The sequence below is a fragment of the Bacillus sp. YP1 genome, assembly GCF_000877815.1.
Lineage (GTDB): Bacteria > Bacillota > Bacilli > Bacillales > Bacillaceae > Bacillus > Bacillus subtilis.
Genome location: NZ_CP010014.1, coordinates 3,351,971 through 3,368,817, shown reverse-complemented (window position 1 = coordinate 3,368,817; position 16,847 = coordinate 3,351,971). Strand labels below are relative to the sequence as shown.

General features: G+C 44.1%; 18 protein-coding genes. 15 read left to right on the top strand and 3 right to left on the bottom strand.

Annotation, left to right across the window (positions count from 1 at the left end; translation table 11 throughout):
• Window positions 1–20: 20 nt before the first annotated feature.
• Window positions 21–659, top strand: a complete 639-nt coding sequence (locus QF06_RS16565) for a class A sortase (protein ID WP_041850435.1) — start codon at window positions 21–23, stop codon at window positions 657–659.
• 125 nt (window positions 660–784) lie between these two features.
• Here QF06_RS16565 and QF06_RS16560 read toward each other — a convergent pair whose 3' ends face one another.
• Complete coding sequence (locus QF06_RS16560) at window positions 785–1,195, bottom strand: YwpF-like family protein (protein WP_003227794.1); 411 nt, start codon at window positions 1,193–1,195, stop codon at window positions 785–787.
• Window positions 1,196–1,369: 174 nt separating this feature from the next.
• On the opposite strand from QF06_RS16560, the gene ywpG reads away from it, so the two are divergent.
• The 4 genes from ywpG to ywpJ all read left to right on the top strand — a co-directional run bounded on the left by ywpG (window position 1,370) and on the right by ywpJ (window position 4,035).
• A complete protein-coding gene (gene ywpG, locus QF06_RS16555; protein WP_003227796.1) occupies window positions 1,370–1,753 on the top strand; it encodes a DynA interaction protein YwpG in 384 nt (127 codons plus the stop codon).
• Between the two features lie 76 nt (window positions 1,754–1,829).
• Window positions 1,830–2,171 (top strand): single-stranded DNA-binding protein SsbB, encoded by a 342-nt coding sequence (gene ssbB / locus QF06_RS16550; protein WP_014478203.1) that lies wholly within the window; start codon window positions 1,830–1,832, stop codon window positions 2,169–2,171.
• A gap of 224 nt (window positions 2,172–2,395) precedes the next feature.
• Window positions 2,396–3,172, top strand: a complete 777-nt coding sequence (gene glcR / locus QF06_RS16545) for a transcriptional regulator GlcR (RefSeq protein ID WP_021480781.1) — start codon at window positions 2,396–2,398, stop codon at window positions 3,170–3,172.
• Between the two features lie 5 nt (window positions 3,173–3,177).
• Window positions 3,178–4,035 (top strand): phosphatase YwpJ, encoded by an 858-nt coding sequence (gene ywpJ, locus QF06_RS16540; RefSeq protein WP_041850436.1) that lies wholly within the window; start codon window positions 3,178–3,180, stop codon window positions 4,033–4,035.
• A gap of 125 nt (window positions 4,036–4,160) precedes the next feature.
• Here ywpJ and QF06_RS16535 read toward each other — a convergent pair whose 3' ends face one another.
• Together QF06_RS16535 and QF06_RS16530 are read right to left on the bottom strand one after the other, a co-directional pair.
• Window positions 4,161–6,929, bottom strand: coding sequence for a DEAD/DEAH box helicase (locus tag QF06_RS16535; protein ID WP_041850437.1), 2,769 nt, complete (start codon window positions 6,927–6,929; stop codon window positions 4,161–4,163).
• Window positions 6,916–8,526, bottom strand: coding sequence for an SWIM zinc finger family protein (locus tag QF06_RS16530; protein WP_021480778.1), 1,611 nt, complete (start codon window positions 8,524–8,526; stop codon window positions 6,916–6,918). Before QF06_RS16530 ends, QF06_RS16535 begins: the two co-directional genes overlap by 14 nt.
• 203 nt (window positions 8,527–8,729) lie before the next feature.
• Here QF06_RS16530 and QF06_RS21520 point away from each other — a divergent pair, with 203 nt between their 5' ends.
• From QF06_RS21520 to QF06_RS16490, 10 genes are all read left to right on the top strand, one after another.
• Complete coding sequence (locus tag QF06_RS21520; RefSeq protein WP_003242876.1) at window positions 8,730–8,873, top strand: YwzD family small protein; 144 nt, start codon at window positions 8,730–8,732, stop codon at window positions 8,871–8,873.
• A 233-nt stretch (window positions 8,874–9,106) separates the two neighbouring features.
• Window positions 9,107–9,853: a protein-tyrosine kinase activator TkmA gene (gene tkmA, locus QF06_RS16525; RefSeq protein WP_041850438.1), complete on the top strand. Its 747-nt coding sequence runs from the start codon at window positions 9,107–9,109 to the stop codon at window positions 9,851–9,853.
• Window positions 9,843–10,559 carry a tyrosine-protein kinase PtkA gene (gene ptkA / locus QF06_RS16520; RefSeq protein WP_041519554.1) on the top strand — a complete coding sequence of 239 codons (717 nt, stop codon included), beginning with the start codon at window positions 9,843–9,845 and terminating at the stop codon, window positions 10,557–10,559. Before tkmA ends, ptkA begins: the two co-directional genes overlap by 11 nt.
• 48 nt (window positions 10,560–10,607) lie before the next feature.
• Complete coding sequence (locus QF06_RS16515; RefSeq protein ID WP_041850439.1) at window positions 10,608–11,372, top strand: tyrosine-protein phosphatase; 765 nt, start codon at window positions 10,608–10,610, stop codon at window positions 11,370–11,372.
• A 194-nt stretch (window positions 11,373–11,566) separates the two neighbouring features.
• A complete protein-coding gene (uglF, locus tag QF06_RS16510; RefSeq protein WP_041850440.1) occupies window positions 11,567–12,889 on the top strand; it encodes a UDP-glucose 6-dehydrogenase UglF in 1,323 nt (440 codons plus the stop codon).
• Window positions 12,890–13,092: 203 nt separating this feature from the next.
• Window positions 13,093–13,878, top strand: a complete 786-nt coding sequence (locus QF06_RS16505; RefSeq protein ID WP_041850441.1) for a YwqG family protein — start codon at window positions 13,093–13,095, stop codon at window positions 13,876–13,878.
• A 49-nt stretch (window positions 13,879–13,927) separates the two neighbouring features.
• On the top strand, window positions 13,928–14,053 hold the full coding sequence (locus QF06_RS21915) for a hypothetical protein (protein ID WP_128441894.1): 126 nt from the start codon (window positions 13,928–13,930) through the stop codon (window positions 14,051–14,053).
• 216 nt (window positions 14,054–14,269) lie between these two features.
• Window positions 14,270–14,692, top strand: a complete 423-nt coding sequence (locus QF06_RS16500; protein ID WP_010332155.1) for a YwqH-like family protein — start codon at window positions 14,270–14,272, stop codon at window positions 14,690–14,692.
• Window positions 14,693–14,701: 9 nt separating this feature from the next.
• Window positions 14,702–14,962, top strand: coding sequence for a YwqI/YxiC family protein (locus QF06_RS16495; RefSeq protein ID WP_003221757.1), 261 nt, complete (start codon window positions 14,702–14,704; stop codon window positions 14,960–14,962).
• 18 nt (window positions 14,963–14,980) lie between these two features.
• A complete protein-coding gene (locus QF06_RS16490) occupies window positions 14,981–16,846 on the top strand; it encodes a ribonuclease YeeF family protein (protein WP_041850442.1) in 1,866 nt (621 codons plus the stop codon).
• The last annotated feature ends 1 nt before the right edge of the window (window position 16,847 follow it).

Below are 16,847 nucleotides of genomic sequence, written 5' to 3'. Positions count from 1 at the left end.
CATAAGAAAGGGTTTTTTGCATGTACAAGAAAATGATCATTACGGTGTTCATCCTTTTCGGACTGCTGCTGATCTCTTCTCCTTATATCAAAGGTGGAATTATAGCTTATCTTAGCAAAAGCCAGAGTGAATCGGCCTTAACTGTGGAGCAGCTGAAAAAAAATAATGAGAGAGAAGCGGAATATGAATTTGATTCAATCGAGCCGCCTGAGTTGATGGATGCTGTAAAGGCCGGCTTTGATCACGATCAAAAAGCGGTTATCGGGCGGATAACAATTAAAAGTGTTGATCTGGAGCTTCCGATCGTAAAAGGCACAACCAATGAAAATCTTTTGATAGGGGCGGCAACAATGCGCCCGGATCAAAAAATGGGCGAGGGAAATTATCCGTTGGCGGGCCATCATTTGAAGCAAAAGAATCTTCTGTTCGGACCTCTGGAAAATATAAAAACAGGTGCCCAAATTGTCATCACGGATTTTAAAAAGGATTATATCTATTCTGTAACATCTAAAGATATCATATCGGAAATGGATGCAGATGTAATTGAGGAGACAAACAAAAAAGAGATTACGCTAATCACATGTGACAAGGCTGTCAAAACTGAAGGGCGCCTTGTTGTGAAAGGGGAATTGGTTGATTCTTTTGGCCATACAAATTAAATATGGAAAAGAAAAGCTGCCGTTCAAAACGGCAGCTTTTTTCATGCAGAACATATCTATTCTAAATGTCTATTGTGATGCTCTTCGGTTCTGTGTCTGTTTTGGGGAACCATGCCCCCTCATATTTATAACTTTTGTTTAAATGCCTCAATGAGTTTTGTTCCTGTATAGCCCTCTTTTACAAGGGACTCGAGAATGGTTTCAGTGCCCTGCTGTTTTCTTGTGACCATTTGTCCGTAGAGTAAAACCTGAATGCTTTCTTCCAGCTTGACGATATTTTTCACTGCTGCTGTCAGCTGGGCGGGGCGATTGCTTTTTTTCGTGATCGTTACAAATACTTTGGCTTCAGATTGGCTGTTTTGAAGCTGTTCAAAAAAAGACAGATGTTCTTTCTGTACAAGCGCCTCAATCAGCCAGTGATTTTCACCGTCTTCTTTATTTATAATCAGTCCGTCAATAAGGGGAAACTGTTCAATTGATTGTTCTTCCTTGTCCACTCGTTCCACATTCAGGTCAACCAGTTTAAAGGTTTTCATTTCTTCTCACCCCGATTACTTCCAAAGTTTTCTTGCCTTCCATTATAACATAAACGTTTTCGAGGAAAAAATCCTGCAATGTTGGGGCTAAAGAATTTTGTATGAGCGAAACATTTAATAATTTCTATTTTTTCATTATACTGTAACTGACTATGGATTACGGAGAGATGTGGTATGAATCAATTTCGTTTAAAAGAAATTTATATTGACGGCGTTCCTTCTGAAAGTCATTTGATTCAAAAGGAAGTAACATATATGTTAAGCCGTAAAGAAGTGTTTGAGGTTCATCTGAACAAAAAAGGAAGAATAAGTTTTTTATACGAAACACAAGATGGCATGGAGCAGTATAAAATCAAGCTGTCAATGCCGGAAAAAAAATTGAGCTTTCAGTGGTTTGCGTGGGATGGCTCTTCCTATGTGCGCATGAATACGCAAAACTGGCTGACAAAGCAAATCTTTTTCCGTTTTTTAAAAAGTACATATTTCTTCAAAGGAAAAAAGCAAAAGATGTTTTTAGCTGAAGGAAAAATGAAAACGAAAGATAAAAACAGAGGCTGAAAGCCATTTTTAAGCGTTTTTCTTTTCTTGTTGCATCATTTACAATACATACAACCGCAAGGAGAGGAGGAATCGCATGTTCAATCAGGTCATGCTTGTCGGACGTCTTACAAAAGATCCTGATCTTCGCTACACTTCCGCCGGTGCGGCAGTTGCACATGTTACGCTCGCGGTGAACCGCAGCTTCAAGAATGCTTCAGGTGAAATCGAAGCTGATTACGTCAATTGCACACTTTGGAGAAAAACAGCTGAAAACACGGCGTTGTATTGCCAAAAAGGTTCTCTCGTCGGCGTAAGCGGACGGATTCAGACAAGAAGCTATGAAAACGCGGAAGGCGTTAACGTGTATGTAACAGAAGTGTTGGCTGACACTGTTCGTTTTATGGACCCTAAACCCCGGGAAAAAGCTGCTGATTGACACCCCCTGCTCCTCCCGTTATCTATCCATTCACTATTATCCAGATCTTCGCATCATCCCCTCAAAATTGACCAGTCGACCAGACTGGTTCTTTCTTTTTGTCCACTTAGGAAAAATTGGTTCTCTAGACGCATTTTTACTTAAAATCACTTATTAATATTGAATAAGATTAAATAAAAACTTATAATTACTTATAAATGATTGCTGAGAAAAGGAATGAGGGCGTGTACCAAGAAGAAAGATTAGTAGCGATTTTGGATTTTTTAAAACAGCATAACCGAATTACAACGGAGCAGATCTGTACGCTCCTGCAAGTGTCAAGGGATACAGCGCGACGAGATCTTGTGAAACTTGAGGAACAGAATGCCATCATCCGCACAAGAGGCGGCGCCATTTTGCCGACTGTGCATCAGAAAATTCAAAGCTATTCCGGCCGCCTGAAAACAGTGTCTAAGGAAAAAAATAAGATCGGCAGGCTTGCAGCATCGCTTATTCATGATGGTGACCGGGTGATTTTAGACGCCTCTACAACTGTTCAGGCATGTGCAAAGCATTTGAATGCGGTTGATTGTACGGTAATCACCAATTCGATTAATCTTGCGGATGTGCTGTCCGATAAAGAGGGAATTGAAATTTATCTGCTGGGAGGCAAGCTGGAAAAGGAGCACCGCTTTCTGTACGGGTCCTCTGTGATTGAAAAGCTCTCAAGCTACCATGTTGATAAAGCGCTGATTGGTGTGGTCGGTATTTCCGAACATGGCATTACAATTGCGCATGAAGAGGATGGCATGGTGAAGCGGAAAATGATACAGCAGGCAAAGCAGGTCATCGCGCTTGCAGATCATTCGAAGCTGGGCAGCACCAGTTTTTATCAGTATGCGGAGCTGAATGAAATCGACCTTTTGATTACAGACAGGCTGCCGAATCAGGCATTTTGTGACTTGCTTGACCGAAACGGCGTTGAGCTTCTCGTGACAGAGCAGGATGAAGGAAAGGACTGACAAACGTGAAATTAATTGCGATTGACTTAGATGGAACCTTACTCAACAGCAAGCATCAGGTAAGCTTGGAAAATGAAAACGCACTGCGGCAGGCGCAGCGGAACGGTATTGAGGTGGTGGTGTCAACTGGGCGCGCTCATTTTGACGTCATGTCAATCTTTGAACCGCTGGGGATCAAAACATGGGTCATCAGTGCGAACGGCGCCGTCATTCACGATCCCGAGGGTAGGCTTTATCATCACGAAACGATTGATAAGAAACGGGCGTATGACATTCTCTCATGGCTTGAGTCGGAAAACTATTATTATGAGGTATTCACAGGTTCAGCGATTTATACGCCGCAAAACGGCAGAGAACTTCTTGATGTTGAGCTGGACAGATTCAGAAGCGCAAATCCGGAAGCGGATCTTTCTGTCCTTAAGCAGGCGGCCGAGGTGCAATACAGCCAATCGGGCTTTGCTTACATTAACTCCTTTCAAGAGCTGTTTGAAGCCGATGAGCCAATCGATTTTTACAATATTCTCGGCTTTTCTTTCTTCAAAGAAAAGCTTGAGGCAGGCTGGAAAAGATATGAGCATGCCGAAGATTTGACGCTTGTCAGTTCGGCTGAGCACAACTTTGAGCTTTCTTCCCGCAAAGCTTCCAAGGGGCAGGCGCTGAAGAGGCTTGCAAAACAGCTGAATATTCCGCTCGAGGAAACCGCTGCTGTAGGTGACAGTTTAAATGACAAATCGATGCTGGAGGCTGCGGGAAAAGGTGTAGCGATGGGCAATGCCCGGGAAGACATCAAATCGATAGCCGATGCTGTCACCTTAACCAATGACGAACACGGTGTCGCACATATGATGAAACATTTGTTGTAAGTATATGTGCTGCCACAAAAGCGCACCCTGTTGATAACCGGCGTAACGGATTTTTTGGAAATTCGGCGTGACGGCTATGAACGGAAAAAAGCTGGCTCTTTTAGAGCCAGCTTTTTTAGTCATGATTATTGCGCTGTAGCGCTTAATGTAAACAATTCTTCGAGCTCCTGTGTGGAAAGCTCGGTAATCCAGTTTTCACTTTGGATAATTTGATCGTTCAGGGTTTGCTTGGATTCAAGCATGACATCAATTTTTTCTTCGATTGTTCCTGTCGTAATCATTTTATGAACGTGGACAAAGCGCTCCTGGCCTATGCGGTATGCACGGTCAGTCGCTTGATTTTCAACCGCCGGGTTCCACCATCTGTCATAATGGATGACGTGATTGGCGGCGGTCAAATTAAGTCCGGTGCCTCCAGCTTTGAGTGAAAGAATCAGTGTCGGATATTCTTTCCTTTGAAATTTCTCAACGAGTGTATCCCGCTCTTGCTTGGAGAGACTCCCATTTAAAAATTGCACAGGTTCCCCGAACGTTTTTTCAAGCAGCCGCTTCATCATGTTCCCCATCTGAATGTATTGCGTGAAAATCAGGCAGCTTTCGTTTTGGGCGCGGATCGCTGTCATCAGTTCCAGCAATTTTTCGAGCTTGACTGATCTGCCGGCCAGCAGCTCGGTTTGCTCTTCCTTTAAATAAAGCGCGGGATGATCGCATATTTGCTTGAGCCGTCCAAGCATGCTGAGGATCAGCGCTTTTCGCTGCATGCCGGTCAGGGATGTCATATGGTCAAAAGTGTCTTTGACGAGCTGCTCATAAAGGGATGCCTGCTCGGCTGACAGCGGGATAAATTCTTTTTCTTCCAGCTTCTCAGGAAGATTAAGCGCGACCTCTTCATCCCGTTTCGTCCGGCGGAGAAGGAATGGCCGGATTAATTGCTGAAGCTGTCCGATTCTCTTTTCGTCCCGGTCTTTTTCGATCGGCAGCACATAGCGTTTATGGAAGCCGGTCAAACTGCCGAGGTAGCCTTTATTCATGAAGTCAAAAATAGACCACAGCTCCGTCAGTCGGTTTTCCATCGGCGTGCCGCTCAGCGCGATATGGTGGAGCCCCTTCAGCTTCCTGATTGCGCGTGATTGCTTCGTATGCGCGTTTTTAATATTTTGCGCTTCATCAAGGCAGATCGTGTTCCATGTCACAGAAGAAAGCTCTTCAGTATCGGCATGTGACAGTCCATATGAAGTGAGCACCACGTCTGCGTTTTCATAATGCGCGGCGAAATCATCACCCTTTGGCCGGCGCGGCCCATAATGGAGCGCGACAGACAGATCAGGGGCAAAGGTTTGAAGCTCCCGCTGCCAGTTGCCAAGTACGGATGTCGGCGCAATAATCAAATGAGGCGTTTTTTGCCGGCCTATTTCCTTCACGTGAAGGAAATAGGCGATCATTTGAATCGTTTTCCCAAGCCCCATATCGTCAGCCAGACAGGCGCCAAAACCGCTTTCCCGCAGAAACAGCAGCCAGTTCATGCCGTATTTCTGATAAGGGCGGAGCGTTCCTTTGAAAGAAGGACTGACTTCGTGCTCCGGCAGGTTTTCCGCGGCAGTGAGCTTTCGAATCAGTGACCTGAGCTGTTTAGACAGATCAAACTGAATGCCGGCGAAAGCGGATGTATCAATCAGATCCGAATCCTCAAGTCCGCCATCCTGCTGATCCATTAGCTCACGCGCCAGAATATCAGACATGTGGAGTCCCTCTGATTCTGCTTTTTCCATCAGGCGTTTCATCTGTTTGATAAACTGCGGATCGATTTTAACCCATTGCCCGCGGATATTAACAAGGCGCCTGTTGCTGGCGACAAGCTCATTAAATTCAGCCTCAGTCAGTTCAATTCCATTTGTCGCAAACCGCCAGTTGAAATCAAGCAGTGCATTCATGCCGACAAATGACTCGCCGCGCGGGGAGGACGACACCTTTGCTTTCAGCATCATGTTGCTGTCTCTGACAATCTGCCACCAGGACGGCAGGAGGATTTCTACCCCCATATCGACAAGCGTCTCACTTGCTTCTGACAGGAAGATCCAGGCTTCTTCCTCCGAGATCAGCGTTGTCCCGGAATCAAACGACAGCCACGGAACCGTTCTGTGAAAGCGGTCCTGCTCACGCGCGATTTTATCGCTGTATGCCTGCCACGATTTTTTGAGGCTCTTCAGCCCGTCAAAAAATTCTACAGCACCGCTCTTTTTATCACGTAAAAACATCTCAATTTTCCAATCGTCTCCGTCAAAGTCCGGTTCATTTAAGCGTAAGCCGACAGTAAATGGAGATTGGTCGTCAATCCAGCCAATGCCTTCCAGAAAATCCTCTTCATCAAGAAAATGGCCGCGGAATGACGTAACCGCAGGCGATTTCTCCTTGATATGTTCCCATTTCTCCCGCAGTTCATCGTCGTATTGGATGTAATCCTGTACGGCAGCGGAAAACCATTCCGCAGTAAAGCCCTCCAGTATATTATCGCGGTCCTTCCAGCGAAAAACACCGTTTGTCCATGCGTCATAGTCAGGCAGAAAATCGCCGTCCGCGATAAATTCATAGATGGTCGAGGCCGCCTCGATCAGCGGCTCTGTTTCTTCTGTAAGTTGCACGGAGCTGAATGAGTTGAACGAGTTTTTGCCGAGAAGCTCTACAGTCATCCATGGAGATAGCAGGACAGCAGTCGTCCCGATGAAGCTGACATCCTCTAGAAAGGTTCCGTAAAATGAGGATTCATGCCATTGGAACAAATGCTTTTTCATATGGCTGTAGGGAAGAGGCTGCTCATTCTCATCAAAGGCTGAGAGCGTAAATGACCCATCTTCCATTTGTTCGACGTGGATGAGAATTTCTTTAAGACTCGCCATCAATCAACTTTCCTTTCTGCAGTTCTTCTTGAAGCGCACGCAGGCGCTTGTAATGCGAGCTCAGCAGCTGAATATACCGCTCCCACACCTTCTGCTTTTTCGCTTTTTTGTACAGGGTGCGCAATTTTTTCAAATACCGGGCGGCTTCCTTGTACGAGCTGCGGTTCTTCTGATCAATAAAAAAAGCCACTTCTCTATGGTAAGCCGGTATAAGCGCCTCAGGATCGCTCGCTGCAATTTCCTTGAGCATCATTTTATCCATTTCATTGATGGAAAAGCCGACAAGGCTATGAATTTCAATCCACTCGGCATAGCGTTTTTTTTCATATAAATGATGGCTGTATTCTGTGAACGTATACGGCAGACAGCCCGCGGCAAAGCGTTCAAACAGCGCTTGATCATTGGTTTGCTTCACATAGGCATTCAACAGAAGGAACAGTTCGCCGATCACATCGCGAATCTCTTTAAACGGCTTATCCAGCTTCGTATAACCCATCGCAATTGGTTCAATTTGCTGGTACCATGTTTTAAGCCGTTTCCAGTCCTTCTTGGCAGTCATTTCACTCAGCCATTGGAATGTATAAGGGAGCGCTTCCGGCGGGAATTGATCCGCTTCCGCAAAAATAACGTCATCATTCTTTTGCAGGAATTCTAAATGCAGGCGCCCGAATTGCAATTCGGGAGAAAAACGCCGTCCAGCTTCTTTTTTCAATATCTCCTGTTCGCGTGCCACCCATTTTGGCCGCGACAGCAGCGCACTCCAAATTTCACCGAAGACGCGGATGCGTTCATATTGGAAAATTTCTTCTTTCAACAGCAAAGGTCGGATAACATCCGGTGTTTTATCCAAAAACGGATCAAGCGCAAAAGACAGCGCGTACGTTTTTAATTTATCAATAGAGCTGTAGATTGTATCCATCAGCTGTTCAACGTACGGATTGAGGGAATAAAAATCTTGTTCGGGGTTCAGCTTGCCCGCTTCAATCAATGTGAACATGCGAAGCCAAACCGCAATCGCGGAATGAATCTGGTACAGGCTTTTCAGCTCCGGCTTGTTCGGCGCATGTTTTTTTAATGCGGACAGGTAGCCGTAATAGAGGCCCTGCATGTTTTGGCTGCCTTCTGGCGTACGTGCCTGCCAGAGAGAAAACTCTGAATCAAAAAAAGCAAGCCAGCTTGAAAGCGATTCTTCATTAGGCAGCACCTTTTCCTGAAACTGGCGGCGGACGAGCTCTTTGCTTTCCTCAAGCTTTTCCCTCTCGAGCCAATACTCTGTAAAAGTACCCACTCGCTCGAACATTGCATATACATATAAAAACACAGCCAGCATATGGCGGCAGATTCTTCCGGACGGACATGAACAGCCGCTTTTGACTATGACAAACAAGTTCAATGTGACCCGCACAGGCACAACATCCTGCACGTAAGCCGTAACTTCCGTCGGACTCACTGCTTGTAAACGATAGACTGAATCCTGCCGATATAAAATAAGGGCTTTTTTGATCAGCTGAACATTTTCCTCATTGTAAGGAAGAAGTTCTTTTAACTGTTCAGCAGATGCCAGCACATCGTCTTTGGAAATCATATTCTGAAGCATGATTATCGCTCCTAACCGAGTCACGTAATAAAAAGATCCAATTTCTCTATTATATCGCAACACATCGGCCTTAAAAAGTTTTTCCTAAAAAAGGACATAAAAAATGGGATGTGTCGAATGATGTATTAGAGATTGCAAATTGATAACCAGCATCATATAATAATCGTGTTTTCAACTTAATGGAAGCTGAAAGGAATAAAAAGATGAGTGAAAAGAAATTGAATCAAGAAGAATTTCTGAAAATTTTGATGCATGCACATGAAATTGGTGAGCAGTCATCTGAGATGACGACGAAGGAAATGCTTGAAAATTTGATTTCTCATATTAAAAATGGATATGCAACATAAAAATCCCGCACGCCTTTAGCGGGATTTTTTTATGTGAGAGGACGTGGCTGCACGAATAAGAGAAAATGAGACAGCACTGTCAACACAGTAAATATAGCGCTTACATAAAAAGTGCTAACATAACGCATTGTAAAAAAATGTCGAATTATGTCACGTGAAAAGCTGGAGAAATGCGGTTTCAACGTTGTATAATCGTAGATGGAAAAGGATGTTATAAGAGATTTGGAGGTATCATGGGAGAATCTACAAGCTTAAAAGAGATATTATCAACGTTAACAAAACGCATACTTTTGATTATGATTGTAACCGCGGCTGCCACTGCTGCCGGCGGACTCATTAGTTTCTTCGCACTTACACCCATCTATGAAAATTCAACTCAGATTCTGGTCAACCAATCGAAAAATGAACGAAAAGAAGTCCAATTTAACGATGTCCAAACCAATCTTCAGTTAATCAATACGTACAATGTCATCATTAAGAGCCCTGCCATCTTAGATGAAGTCATTAAAGAAATGGGCCTGTCGATGACATCCCAAGAACTGAATGACAAAATTACCGTATCCAGCGAACAGGACTCCCAAGTGGTCAACATATCAGTCAGGGATGAAAACGCGGAAACAGCGGCTCATATTGCCAATACTATAGCATCTGTTTTTCAAGACAAAATCACATCCATTATGAATGTTGACAATGTCAGCATTCTGTCAAAAGCCGAGGTTTCAGAACATCCGTCCCCTGTATCGCCAAAGCCGCTTCTAAACATTGCCATCGCGTTTGCGGCCGGATTGGCGGGAAGCATCGGACTGGCCTTTCTGCTTGAGCATTTGGATAATACGATCAAATCGGAAGAGCAGCTCGAATCCTTGCTGGACATACCTGTTTTAGGGACAGTTTCCACCATTGCGAATGAGCAGAAAACAGCAAAGACCTTACAGGGTTTCCAATCTGAAAAAACGGGGAGTGGACATTTTGGCACTTAGAAAAAGCAGAGACTCGCGGATGCGGAGAAATGTCATTGCAATGACAGAGCCGAAATCCTTGAACTCTGAACAATATCGGACGATTCGCACGAATATAGAATTTGCTTCAGTGGACCGGCAAATGAAATCAGTCATGATTACATCGGCTTGTCCGGGGGAAGGAAAATCAACAACGGCCGCCAATCTGGCTGTCGTATTCGCCCAGCAGGGAAAAAAAGTGCTCCTGATTGATGCTGATTTGCGAAAACCAACAGTACATACGGCCTTTTTTCTTGAAAATACGGTTGGCTTAACATCTGTTTTATTAAAGAAAAGCTCTATGGAGCAGGCTGTACAAGCATCAAATGAAAAACATCTTGACGTGCTGACGAGCGGCCCGATCCCGCCAAACCCGGCCGAGCTTCTCTCCTCGAAGTGGATGAAGGAGCTTGCATACGAAGCGTGTGCGGCATATGATATGGTCATTTTTGATACGCCGCCTATTCTTGCCGTAGCAGATGCACAGATTTTAGGCAACGTGGCAGACGGTTCTGTTCTGGTTATTTCAAGTGGGAAAACAGAAAAAGAACAAGCCGCAAAAGCGAAAGAGGCGCTTGAAACGTGCAAAAGCAAGCTCCTTGGGGCGATTATAAACGGCAAAAAGCTTTCGAAGCACTCTGAATACGGATATTACGGAAACAAGGACAATTTCATGCAAAATAAATAACGTGCATCGTGCCCGTTATTTATTTTTGCGAAAAAAGGGGGCTAGGACATGATCGATATTCACTGTCACATTCTTCCCGCATTGGATGACGGGGCAGGTGATTCGGCCAACAGCATAGAAATGGCAAGAGCCGCTGTTCGTCAGGGAATCCGGACGATCATTGCGACACCTCATCATAACAACGGTGTGTATAAAAACGAGCCAGCCGCAGTCAGAGAAACAGCAAATCAGTTAAACAAACGTTTAATCAAAGAAGACATTCCTTTACATGTGCTTCCGGGACAGGAAATCAGAATCTACGGCGAGGTGGAACAAGACCTTGCCAAACAGCAGCTGCTTTCGCTGAATGATACAAAATACATCTTGATTGAGTTTCCGTTTGATCACGTTCCCCGATATGCGGAGCAGCTTTTTTATGATTTGCAGCTGAAAGGATATATTCCGGTTATCGCCCATCCTGAACGCAACAGGGAAATTCGCGAAAACCCGTCTTTGCTGTATCATCTTGTGGAAAAAGGAGCAGCATCTCAGATTACTTCAGGAAGTCTTGCGGGGACCTTCGGCAAGCAGCTGAAAGCATTTTCTCTCCGGCTGGTTGAAGCCAATTTGATCCATTTCGTAGCCTCAGATGCCCATAATGTGAAAACGAGAAATTTTCACACTCAAGAGGCTCTTTATGTTCTAGAGAAAGAATTCGGCTCGGAACTTCCTTATATGCTGACGGAAAATGCAGAGCTTCTTCTGCGGAATCAGACCATCTTCAGACAGCCTCCGCAACCGGTCAAAAGAAGAAAATTGTTTGGTCTTTTTTAACAGCCGATTCTCATTTCACCACTTTCTTTTTGAGAGCGATATAATAGTGTATTGTATGGTTGAATCACATTTCAGAAATCTGTACAGGCTGTACCCGACAGGCTATGCGGGAGATCATTCGCATTCATGATAGGATGTTCTCATACGATATTACGGAAGCTGCAAAGCAGCAATTTAACTGTTGGAGGGAAACAATGAATATAACAGTCATCGGAACAGGCTATGTCGGTCTTGTGACAGGTGTTTCTCTTTCTGAGATTGGACATCATGTAACCTGCATTGATATTGACGCTCACAAGATTGATGAAATGAGAAAGGGCATTTCCCCCATATTTGAACCAGGTCTTGAAGAGCTGATGAGAAAAAATACAGCTGATGGACGGCTGAACTTTGAAACGAGCTATGAGAAAGGCTTGGCCCAGGCAGACATCATTTTTATAGCGGTCGGCACACCGCAGAAAAGCGACGGGCACGCCAATCTGGAGCAAATTACAGATGCGGCCAAACGCATCGCAAAGCATGTCAAACGAGATACAGTCGTGGTAACGAAAAGCACAGTGCCCGTTGGGACAAACGATTTGATTAATGGACTGATCACTGAACATCTAGCGGAGCCTGTCAGTATTTCGGTCGCATCCAATCCGGAATTTTTGCGTGAGGGGTCGGCGATCTTTGACACCTTTCATGGTGACAGGATCGTGATCGGGACGGCCGATGAGAAAACAGCAAATACGCTGGAGGAGCTCTTCCGTCCGTTTCAAATCCCGATTTACCAAACGGATATCAGAAGCGCCGAGATGATCAAATATGCCTCAAATGCTTTTCTGGCCACTAAGATCAGTTTTATAAACGAAATTTCGAATATATGTGAAAAGGTCGGTGCCGATATTGAAGCAGTCGCATACGGGATGGGACAGGATAAGCGGATCGGGAGCCAGTTTTTGAAAGCGGGCATAGGCTACGGCGGCTCTTGTTTTCCAAAGGACACAAACGCCCTCGTGCAAATTGCCGGCAATGTCGAGCATGATTTTGAACTGCTGAAATCGGTTATCAAAGTCAACAACAATCAGCAGGCGATGCTGGTTGATAAAGCGCTGAACAGGCTCGGCGGGGTGACGGGAAAAACGATTGCCCTTTTAGGCCTGTCATTTAAACCGAATACCGACGATATGAGAGAAGCGCCGTCAATTGTTATTGCAGACCGTCTCGCTGCGCTCGACGCCCGTATCAGAGCCTACGATCCCATTGCAGTTAGTCATGCAAAGCATGTTCTCCCGCAAGCTGTTGAATATAAAGAGACGATCGAGGAAGCTGTCAAAGGGTCTGACGCCGTCATGATTTTAACCGACTGGGCTGACATTAAACAATTCCCGTTAGCGGCTTATCAGGATTTGATGGAAACGCCGCTCATTTTTGACGGCAGAAACTGCTACACATTGGATGAGGTTGCGGCTGCAGGAGTGGAGTATTATTCTGTCGGACGGAAGGCGGTTGTTCCGTCAGGTGCAATTCAATAGTTGAAAAAGAAAGGCTGGTTGCGCACCAGTCTTTTTTTCATCTATTGCGGGGTGCTGAATACATTTGCTACTATTTAACTATTGTTTGGAAAATTATGCAGAAGTAGGGCTTCTTTAAACATTCGTTTGAAAAACATTAGAAGAAAACCAGAAAATAAAACCTTCCAAAAATAATTGGAGATGCCGGAAAAGGAGAGAATCTGATGAATCATCTACCCGAAAAAATGAGACCGTACCGCGACTTGCTGGAGAAATCAGCGAAAGAATACGTGAAACTGAATGTCCGAAAAGGGAAAACAGGACGATATGACAGCAAAATTGCCGGTGATCCCTATTTCCCCAAGCATGAAACATACCCGACTGATGAAAATGGACAGCCGATGAAGCTTCTGGCACAGATTAATTTCTCGCACATTCCCCAGCTTGACGGCTACCCTTCTTCAGGTATCCTGCAGTTCTACATTTCTCTTCATGATGACGTCTATGGATTGAATTTTGACGATCGATGTGAACAAAAGGATTTCAGAGTGATCTATTTTGAAAATATCATAGAAAACGAAGACGAGCTTGTTTCTGATTTTTCATTTATTGGCACAGGCGAATGTGATTTTCCGATTTTATCAGAAGCGGCAGTCGAGCCTGTGAAATCTTCGGAATGGGTCCTGCCTACAGATTTTCAATTTGAGCAGTATACAGGCATGGAAACAATGGAGTTCTTTGGTCAGTTCGGCGAGGATGAAGAAGACATTTATAATGAACTGGCTGAAAACGGATTTGGCCATAAAATTGGCGGATACGCTTCTTTTACCCAGCATGATCCCCGGGAATACGCATATAAAGAACACACCATCATGCTTTTACAAATTGATTCAGACGATGATATCGATTCAATGTGGGGAGACGTCGGCATCGCCAATTTTTTCATCACACCTGAAGATCTAAGGAAAAAAGACTTTTCAAACGTTCTGTACAACTGGGACTGCAGCTAATACAAGCTTTTGATCCAAAGGGTCAGAAGGGGGGAATAATAGAAGCCAAATGACAAAATCAGACATGGCCGACCAGATGAAGAACATAAACATGAACAATAAGCTCAGCGCCGAAAGAGGCAGATCAACAGCATCTGTCTCTTTCAAGTGCCTTTTTAACTATGACTTTAGGTGATTTTATTTTATAAAACGTTTTCATTAACTGTATAACGAACAAAAACAAGATCAAATACCTACATTCCAAGAGCGTTATATGCCTAAATTAAGTCATTTACCCTATTTAAGCCGCCTTCTGGCTATTTTAAAATATAATATATGGAAATAAAGTATGGAAAAGTCTATCTTCATCAGCCCCTCCATACGACTTTTTGAGTATTAAGAGGTGATTCAGATGGGTTATGAAAGTATGCTAGCGGATATCAAAAGTTCGCTCAACGGAAAAATTTCCGACGTGGAAGACAAGATCGAAAAGCTGAAAAAAGCAAAAAAGGACATAGACACGCTGCAAGAAGAGGCAATCACTGAAATCAAAGAAATTGTAAAACCAGAATTGGGCAAGCATTGGACGGGAACAAAAGCCGATGATTTCGACAAGGGAAGAGAAGAGGCGAAATCGGAAGCATCTAAGATTGTGAATGATAAATATAACGAGTATATGGCTTCGATTCAAAGCAAAATATTCTGGCTTGAGACAGAGAAATTTGAGCTGAATTTGACAAAAAGTGCAGCGAATGCCGCAGGCGACCTTCTTGCTAAAGGAGAAGATTTCGTAGAAGAAGCAGGAAGACAAATTAGTAAACTAAAATGGTGGTGATCTTTTTTTATGTCAGAAATTAAGCTGAAGTACGACACAGTCATCAAAACATTAGATTCTGTCAAAGATGCGCTTGCTGACGTATCAATCGGCGCCGCAGGATCCAACGGAAAAAACAGCCTCGATTATACGAAAAAATACCATGAGCGTGAGGAGAACATCAAAACCATGCTCGGAGACTATAAAAAAGCGGTACAGAAAAATATCGAGGATACAAAGGATAATGTAGATTCACTCAAAGAGCAGGACGAGGCGATAGCGGTAAAATAGAAAAGAAAGGGCAGTGCGATGAGCAAAGTATTTGAATCTAAATCTTTAATCGAAGAAGCGAAGAGCAGAAAAAAGCAATATGAGACGCTTGAGGAGCAGCTGAATACGCTGAAAAAAGCGTTTCAGGGAGTTGCAGATTTAGGCGATAATTTTAAAGGAAAAGGCGCGGACAATATTAAAGATTTTTTTCAGGGACAGGCGGAAATCGTAGACAGCTGGCTGACGCTTGTCTCTGCTCAAATTGCGTTTTTAAATGGCATTTCAGGAGATATTAAAGATCAAGAACTGAATGATTCATATGTGGAAACTTCTTTTTTGGATCATGAGCTGCCCAATGGAGACCTGAAAGCCTCAGAGATAGTCTCCGCCCATAAAGAAGAAATCGATTCTATTTTGTCAGGCATCAGCGATATTATTGACCTCGACATGTATACGCTTGACGACTATGCAGATAAGATGGACGATGCCCAAAAAATCAGACGTGACACGATCACAGCTGTCGATAAGCTTGATGAATCCCTGACAACTGAATATCAAAATTTAGAATCTCTGGACAACGCAGTGCTCACCAAATATTCCGTTCTCATGCAGGCCACCAGCAATGGGAAGAGCGCTTCTCCTATGTACTATGACAAAAAAGCCTTCCACAGCAATGAAGTCTACAAAAGCGTCATTGAAGTAGAAAATCAAGGAACAACCTATATCGATGCAAAAAACCAGCAAGCAGAAGCAAGACGGCTCCAGGAAAAAGCCGAGGAAGAAGCAAACAAACCGTGGTACGAAAAAACATGGGATGGAGTTTGCAACTTTACTGGAGAAGTCACTGGCTATTATGATTATAAAAGAGCAACCGAAGGCGTTGATCCGGTTACCGGAGAAAAACTCTCCACCGCAGAGCGTGTGACAGCAGGAGCTATGGCCGCTGCCGGATTCATACCAGTCGTCGGCTGGGCAGGCCGGGCCTTCAAAGGCGGAAAAGCCATCTACAAAACCGGAAAAGCAGCTATCGCTGCTGAACACGCATTAGACGCCTACAAAACAGGCAAATCCTTAGACATTCTCAAAATGACAGAAATGGGCGCATACGGCCTTGTTGCGTCAAACGGATTCTCAGAAGCCGTCACAGGCCGGGATATGTTCGGAAACAAAGTGTCTGAGGAGAAGCGGAAGCAAGGGGCGCTCGAAGCGGCATTGAGCTTGGTTGGAGCTGGTGCATTGGCGAAACATATTGATAAAGGCATACCGCTTGCAACCCATTCAAAAGTCCAAAAAGCAAACAAAACACTAGAGAAAGTAAAACAATTCAAAGTCCCAACAAACGTCCGCGTGTACGCAGAACGCCCTGTAACTCCGGATGGCTTTACATTCGGAATCCCGACAGTACGTGTCGATGTGGAAAAGACGGCTGTTAAGGATCTTGGGATTGTGAAGATGGTTAGTGATGGCGGTCGTAAGGGAAGCTCTCATAGTCCTAACATTTCTAAAAATCACGATAAAGTAGCGCACGATGGATATTATGGTCGTAAAGAATTTAGAACGATGCTTAATAATGCTTCGTTTACTCCGCATGGCCATAAACATGTTAAGGCTAAAACACCTGAAGAAGCAAAACGTTTTAGTATGACAGGTAAAAAAGCTGCTCAGTACTTACCAGATGTGAATAACAAAGCTTTAGAAAAAGAGGCACTTCTAAAAGGTCATATTATTGATAATGGAAATAACAACTATTATTTCATTTATGATGCAGGAAAAACAGTCGGTTATGATCTAGGTACACCAACAAGCTGGATTAGAGCGGAGTTTTCTGGTGGTGAATATCATGGTCATCCGATTGCTGGAAGTCGATTAGATAAGTATTTAAAACAACTTGGTATTGATAAGTAAT